This window comes from Hydrogenophaga atypica (assembly GCF_042665215.1).
GTDB lineage: Bacteria > Pseudomonadota > Gammaproteobacteria > Burkholderiales > Burkholderiaceae_C > Hydrogenophaga > Hydrogenophaga defluvii_A.
The window spans coordinates 1-6,366 of sequence record NZ_JBHTCA010000055.1 but is presented as its reverse complement, the minus strand read 5'-3'; the positions used below and the strand labels follow the sequence as shown (position 1 = coordinate 6,366).

6 protein-coding genes are annotated in these 6,366 nt (G+C 58.5%); 5 read left to right on the top strand and 1 reads right to left on the bottom strand.

Annotated features, from left to right (window positions below):
- On the top strand, positions 1–1,481 hold a 1,481-nt coding region (locus ACFQPB_RS23485; RefSeq protein ID WP_382228740.1), incomplete at its 5' end, for a 3'-5' exonuclease.
- Positions 1,482–1,566: 85 nt separating this feature from the next.
- Here the strand turns inward: ACFQPB_RS23485 and ACFQPB_RS23480 are convergent.
- Entirely contained in the window at positions 1,567–1,713 is a 147-nt protein-coding gene (locus ACFQPB_RS23480) for an NrtR DNA-binding winged helix domain-containing protein (RefSeq protein ID WP_382228736.1), read from the bottom strand.
- A gap of 68 nt (positions 1,714–1,781) precedes the next feature.
- On the opposite strand from ACFQPB_RS23480, the gene ACFQPB_RS23475 reads away from it, so the two are divergent.
- From ACFQPB_RS23475 to ACFQPB_RS23460, 4 genes are read left to right on the top strand one after another with little or no spacing between them, the layout of a single operon-like run.
- Entirely contained in the window at positions 1,782–2,129 is a 348-nt protein-coding gene (locus ACFQPB_RS23475) for a hypothetical protein (RefSeq protein WP_382228734.1), read from the top strand.
- Entirely contained in the window at positions 2,126–2,425 is a 300-nt protein-coding gene (locus ACFQPB_RS23470) for a restriction endonuclease subunit S (protein ID WP_382228731.1), read from the top strand. Before ACFQPB_RS23475 ends, ACFQPB_RS23470 begins: the two co-directional genes overlap by 4 nt.
- 34 nt (positions 2,426–2,459) lie before the next feature.
- On the top strand, positions 2,460–3,950 hold the full coding sequence (locus ACFQPB_RS23465; RefSeq protein ID WP_382228728.1) for a DUF262 domain-containing protein: 1,491 nt from the start codon (positions 2,460–2,462) through the stop codon (positions 3,948–3,950).
- Complete coding sequence (locus tag ACFQPB_RS23460) at positions 3,947–5,917, top strand: DUF262 domain-containing protein (RefSeq protein WP_382228725.1); 1,971 nt, start codon at positions 3,947–3,949, stop codon at positions 5,915–5,917. The genes ACFQPB_RS23465 and ACFQPB_RS23460 overlap by 4 nt, the downstream gene beginning before the upstream one ends.
- The last annotated feature ends 449 nt before the right edge of the window (positions 5,918–6,366 follow it).

Below are 6,366 nucleotides of genomic sequence, written 5' to 3'. Positions count from 1 at the left end.
ATCTCCAACGGGGTGAAAGTCGCGGCTCTTGGCGAGAAACCGGTGAACATGCCCACCCGATGGTGGCAGGCTTGGCTCTCCTACGAGGTGAGCATCCGCTGTTGACCCCGCAAGAAGCGTTGAGGCGTGTGATTGCTTCTTGCGAGCTTCCCCAGGTGGTGTTGCGCTGGCGTCAGGACGCGGCTGTCGCCCGGACACGCCTGGCCAACCTGGATGCCCTGCTTGACATGGCTGCCCAGTATGAAGACGCCTGCCGTGGTACCCGTCAAGCAGCGACCATCTCAGGCATGCTGCTGTGGCTGGACAGACAGGCCGAGGATGGAGAGGACGCTCTGGCGCAACCGGGTGTAGACGCCGTGCGCGTGTTGACCCACCATGCTGCCAAAGGCCTGGAGTGGCCTGTCGTGATACTGACCGATCTGGACAAGGAAGTGCGCAACCGGCTTTGGGGCATTTCCACTGTCTCGAATCAGGGTGTCGACGCTGCCGCCCCCCTGAACGACCGCTTCATCCGCTACTGGCCGTGGCCGTTCGGTAAACAGGCGTCCGGCATTGCGGTCAAAGACACCATCGACGCATCGGCCATCGCACAGCGGTACCAAGCCGCAGCGCTGGCCGAGGCGCAGCGCCTGCTCTACGTCAGCATGACACGCCCGCGTGAGATGTTGGTGTTGGCGCTCAAACAAAAGGCGAAATCACAGCACTGGCTGGATTCTCTGGATGCACCATGGCTGTTGGACGGGGACCCTGGGGCGGGTCAGACTCAGCTTCCCAGTGGGAGTGACGTTTCGAGCGAGACCTTGATGGTGGACCCACCGTCAGAGCTCGCCCCACCTCAGGCTGATGCCACGGCTCTGTATTGGCAGCGTCCCCAACCCACGGCAGAGAAGCTTCCCCTTTTGTTCAATCCATCCAGCGTGGGCGCCAGCAAAGGCGAGGTGCTCGACAAGGTTAGTTTTGGGGAGCGGCTTCACGTCAAACCCGGGGCGGATTGGGGTGTGCTGGGCAGCGCAGTGCACGCCTGTCTGGCTGCGAGCTTTACCGGACAAGGCACTTGGCTCAGCGAGACTGTCGTGTCCCGTGTACTCGATGGGTTCCAGGTGCGCGCGCATATCGATGCGGTCGCATTGAGCACCCAGATCCAAGCCATTCACGCTTGGCTTCAATCAAGATGGCCAGGCAACAAGGCCCGTACGGAGGTACCGGTCAAGACGCGATTGCCAAACGGGCAGATCATGAATGGGCGTATCGACCTGCTGCTGGAGACAGAGCATGGCTTCGTGCTGATAGACCACAAGTCTTCGCCCATCGGTGAGGACAAGTGGAGCGACCTTGTGGATACCTACCAGGGCCAGTTGAATGCGTACGCCGATGCCATAGCGGAAGCCTCCGGGAAAAACGTCGTCGAACAGTGGCTGCTGCTCCCAGTGGCGGGTGGCGCTGTTCGGTGCTCACCGTCCCATGCCAAAGTCACAAGTTAGAGAACTTTAAAGCTTGGCCGCGTAGAAGTTGTGAAATGAAGATCTTGACGGGATACCACTTAGCCATCCGAATATCTGCGGCTGGTCAGAACAAGAAACCCTCACTGGCTCTGAAAAGTTGAGCCGGACGCTGCGCTCCCCGCTCGAACTCATCGAGCTCGACCACGTCTGATGAGCTTTTGAGCTGGCGGCGGAACGAGCTCTTGTCTAGCTCTCTACCCAGTGCTGGCAATATGCACTTTTGATAGGTTTTTTACGAAGTGTGTGACGATGAGTCAAGATGTTAGAACGGAGATAGTCTTGCAACTCGTGGGTGAAGGCGGAGGGTACATCATTGAAGGCGTTTGTACGTCTGCAGGTTGGCGATTCAGGCGTCGCGTCAATGATTCATTTGCCGCCATGCTGGAAGACAAAATGATCATCAATGACACCGGCCAGTGGTTGCCAAGCCTCGATGATGCTCTGGGCTTGATGGACGCTGTATGGCCCATGTTGTACCCAATCGTGGTGCATCCGAACTTTGTTCCGCCGATTCGGCATCGGGTACTCAACTTTCTACGGGACAAGAGCAACTTCAAATTTGTTAACTCACGTCGAGGGATTGTTGTTGAGAGGTGGGAAGAAGTTGGTGTTGATTTGAGTGGATGACCGCATCGAGAAGGTCACGAAGCGACTCCGGCTCGTCCTTCTTTGTCAGCCGGTGCGCACCGAAGACAACGGCACGAGCAGTTTCACCCGCGTGCTGCGGGCGTTGGCGAACAAGTAGCCGTGGTGGTGCTCAGCCACATATCAAACCCAAAGACCTTGCGCAAATTTTGATAAAACTTCCGGAGGATGTAACAGAGCAAACTGCTATTGCATCTGTCCTGTCCAGTATGGATACCGAGATTTCTGAACTCGAAGCACGACGTGATAAAAAACCCGCAACCTCAAGCAAGCCATGATGCAAGAGCTGCTTACCGGAAAGACGAGGCTGGTATGACTTCAGCGGACCCGCCCATCCCAGTCCGTGTTGAAGTTTTGAGCTTTGCCAGTCTCTTCAATGAGTCGGCCGACCCGCTGGCGGTGGATACCTACCAGCGCGGCTTTGTCTGGAACGAGGACAAGGTGCGGCAGTTGGCTGACGACCTGAGCGCCTATCAGCAAAAGGCCGATCTCAAGCCCCCCTACTACATGGGCACGGTGTTGATCCACCACCACGCTGACAAGAAGAAGCGCTTCCTCATTGACGGGCAGCAGCGGATCACGGCCCTGTGTCTGCTGCACTGGCAACTCAATAACAGCCTGCCCACCAAATGCGCGTTGAGCTACTCGCCCAAATCCGCAAGACGCATACGTACCGCCGTCGAGGTCCTGCGCAAGCACCGTTGCACACCGGACGCCGGGATTTTCGACCAGATCGTTTTCACTGTCATCTCGGTGGATAGGGTGGATCTGGCTTTCACTTTCTTTGACACCCAGAACAACCGAGGCCTGCCGCTACACGCCACGGACCTGCTCAAGGCCTATCACCTGCGGGCGGTGGGCGCGGACGCGGATGCGGACGCGGACGCGGCCTCGGTCGAGCGAAAGGAAGCCTTGCAAACACTTTGTGCCCAGCGCTGGGAAGGCATCCAGCGAGGGGCGCCAGTCATGTCGCACGACCAGGAATTTGCACAAAGCCTCTTCGTCAAGTTTCTCTGGCGGGCCCGGTATTGGACGGGGCAACGCGTGACCCTTGGCGGGCACAACGCGTTGATGGAGGAGTTTCAGAAACACACCTGGGAAAACAAGGGTGATCCCGCGACGATGCCGCTCTACCGCTCACGCCACAACCAGCTCGGAACGGCACTCACCCTGGGGCGAGACGGCCACGGCGAAATCCACACCAACCGGATCTCGCTCAGCCCCAGGGCGGAAGACCTGCCCTTTGCGATCCGGCAGCCGATCCACAAGGGCATCGGCTTCTTTCTCTACGCCGACAAGTATGCGGCACTGCTCCGCCGTCTGGTGGTGGATCCCACCGACTCGGTGGAGGTTCTGCACTTTCGCGAGGTTTACGAAAAGCTGCTGATGGCCAATTCGCTCTTCCTGCGAGAAATCTTTCTGCTGGCGGCGGTGATGTTCGCCGATCAGTTCGAAGACGAGAAGCTGTGGGAGTTCTCCCTCTGGCTAGATCATGCGCTGGGCGCGATCCGGCTCGAGAAGGAGCAGGTCCGCTACGAGGCAGCGCAGAACTTCTTCAAACAGGACACGCTGAACCTGCTCGATGTGATCGCCAGCGGCTACCGGCCCGAGCAGGTCGTCGCCCACCTGAAGGCGAACCACACTCACGCCAAGACCTACTCTGACGAGACCATCGAGGCCGGCAAGGGTGTGCAGGGGGTCTACAAGCAGGCGGTCCTCACTTACTACGGACGCGGGGATGCCACGTCCCTGAACGGCAAGCACGCATGGATCGACACGAAACTGGAGGGTGTTCTGGCATGACGATCAAATCCGAGCTCTACAGTCTGGAGGCGATCGTGAAGGAGCGCCCGGACTGGCATTTCAACATTCCGATCTACCAGCGGCTGTATGTCTGGGGCGAGGATCAGGTGCTCACGCTCCTGAACGACCTTGTGAACGCCTACGAACGCGGCGAGGAGATTTTCTTTCTGGGCGGCACCCTGCTTGTGGAGCAGGCGGGTGCTCACGGTCCGCACTTCGATCTCATCGACGGGCAGCAACGCTTCACAACCCTGTGGATGCTGTGCCACGCGTGGCGCGAGGCGCTCACGCCGTTTCTTGCCACCACCACGGGCGACAAGCGGATCAAGCCACGCCTGCGCTTCGCCATTCGCCCGGAAGTGAACAGCTTCCTTGAGACGATGGTGTTTGGCGATCAGGGGCGAGCTGTGCCGGACGATGAAGCGACCAAACGGATGCGTATCGCGCTGGATTTGATGCGGTCTGTCTTTGAAAAGCGTCCGCTGCCGGCGGGCGTTACGAATCTTCAGGCGCACCTCCGCGGGCTGACGGAGTTTGTCTTTGGCCGAGTGAAGTTTGTCATCACCACCGTGCCCCCCGAAACCGACCTGAACAAGCTGTTCGAGGTAATCAACAACCGGGGTGTGCAACTACAGCACCATGAAATCCTCAAGGCCCGGATGCTGGATGCACTCAACGAGGACGAGCGTGGCTCCTATGCCGTCCTCTGGGACGCCTGCGCCGACATGGAAAACTTCGTGGAGCGAAACCTGAGTGGCAATTTCAAGGGTTTCGCCAGCGAAGTAGCCGACTGTTACGATAGCGGCCAGCTAACCGTTGCCTCGGCGGTGCGCGCGATACTGGCAAAGCGAATCCAGGAGCAGAACCACCACCATGCACTGACTCTGGCGGAGATTCTGCAAGCACCGGACGACGCACAGGCCGGAGGAGGCGAGACTGAGACGGAGGCCACAGAGCCGACTTGGGTGCGTGGCATGTTCGGGTTTCCCCTCTTTCTGCAACATGTCTTGCGCATCTGGCTGTTCGAGCATGGCCGGCCCGACCTGCCGCGACTCCTCGACCGCGAACTGCTTGCCCTGTTCGAGGAGCATTTCTTCAAGCCTGCCGAGGATCGCAGGGAAAGCGTCCGGTCGTTCATCGATTTACTCTGGCGGCTGCGGGTGATCTTCGACGAGCACCTAATCAAGTGGGTAGATCAGGGCGAAGAGGAGATTCACCTGATCAGCGCCGTCAGCCTCAGCCCCAGCAGCGGGAAGCGCTACATGAGCCGCTCGCGGGAGTCCGACAGTCATCAGGGCTTTTCGTTGCTGCAGAGCATGCTGTATCACTCGCAAGAGATCACCACGCAGTATTGGGTTACGCCGCTGCTTTATTTCATGCACCGAAATCTCGAGTCGGATGCTGCGCGGTATTTCGCTTACTTGCGGCATCTCGACAACCACATGCTCGGCTCAGATGCGAGCGGGTCTTTGGTCGTCCGCTCGCGTAGCTTCATGGAAGACCCTTGGCGGCGGAGCAATGCCATCCATGCGGTAGAGATCGCCAAGCCCAGCGGCGTGAAGTTTGCCCACTACTGGTTCTACAAGCTCGAGTTCGTCTTGTGGTTTCAGAAGAAACGCCAAACGGAGCGCTGGAGGAAATTCAGGCTCACGGCCAAAAGCTCGGTCGAACACATCTCTCCGCAGACTCCAACCAAACGGGATGACAACCGGGTCGACGAGGCGCTCGATTATTTCGGCAACCTCGCCCTGGTCTCGCGGAGTCTGAACTCGGAATATGGAAACCTGCCATTCAACGAAAAGCGCCAGCGCTTTTTGAACAACAACAAGAGCCGGTTGGATTCGCTCAAGATGGACCTGATTTATGAGCGCGACCGGTGGAATGACGATATGGCATTTTCCCATCAGCAAGAAATGATTTCGTGTCTAAGCGACTACTGGGAGAACACCTTGAGGTTGGTGCCATGACTGAACAAGCACGCTCTTAACGCAAGACGCAGAACCGCGTTGCCGCTCTGTTTACCGATTCAAGCCGCCCTGACTGCCTTGGGTGCGATCACCTCGGAGTGCCACTTCGCCCCATGCGAAACCGGTCCTTAACCGAGGGCTTGGCGCCATCCATTGGCGAGTACCCGGTCTTGAAGATGTAGCGGTCGCTCGCTTGGTCGAACACTGAATGACCGCTGGTGACCCTCGCCATCGTTCATCACCGCCGCCCCCGAATGACTCCGTTCAGCATCAGTCCACAAGTCGAAGATTGTGTTCGGCAGCTCCTGGCCGAATCGGCCATTAGCAGGCCGTTGAAAAAATGCGTGGTGAAGGGGCCTCGGCCACTGATTCCGAGGAATCGAACTTCTGCGAAGCGTCCGCGCGGTGGATTCGGCACTCATTTCGGTCCGTTTCCAGGCCATTGCGCC

Bases quoted from the DNA above. Each gene is read 5' to 3' on its own strand.
- ACFQPB_RS23465 (WP_382228728.1), top strand. From the start codon at position 2,460: ATGACTTCAGCGGACCCGCCCATCCCAGTCCGTGTTGAAGTTTTGAGC.
- ACFQPB_RS23460 (WP_382228725.1), top strand. From the start codon at position 3,947: ATGACGATCAAATCCGAGCTCTACAGTCTGGAGGCGATCGTGAAGGAG.
- ACFQPB_RS23470 (WP_382228731.1), top strand. From the start codon at position 2,126: ATGACCGCATCGAGAAGGTCACGAAGCGACTCCGGCTCGTCCTTCTTT.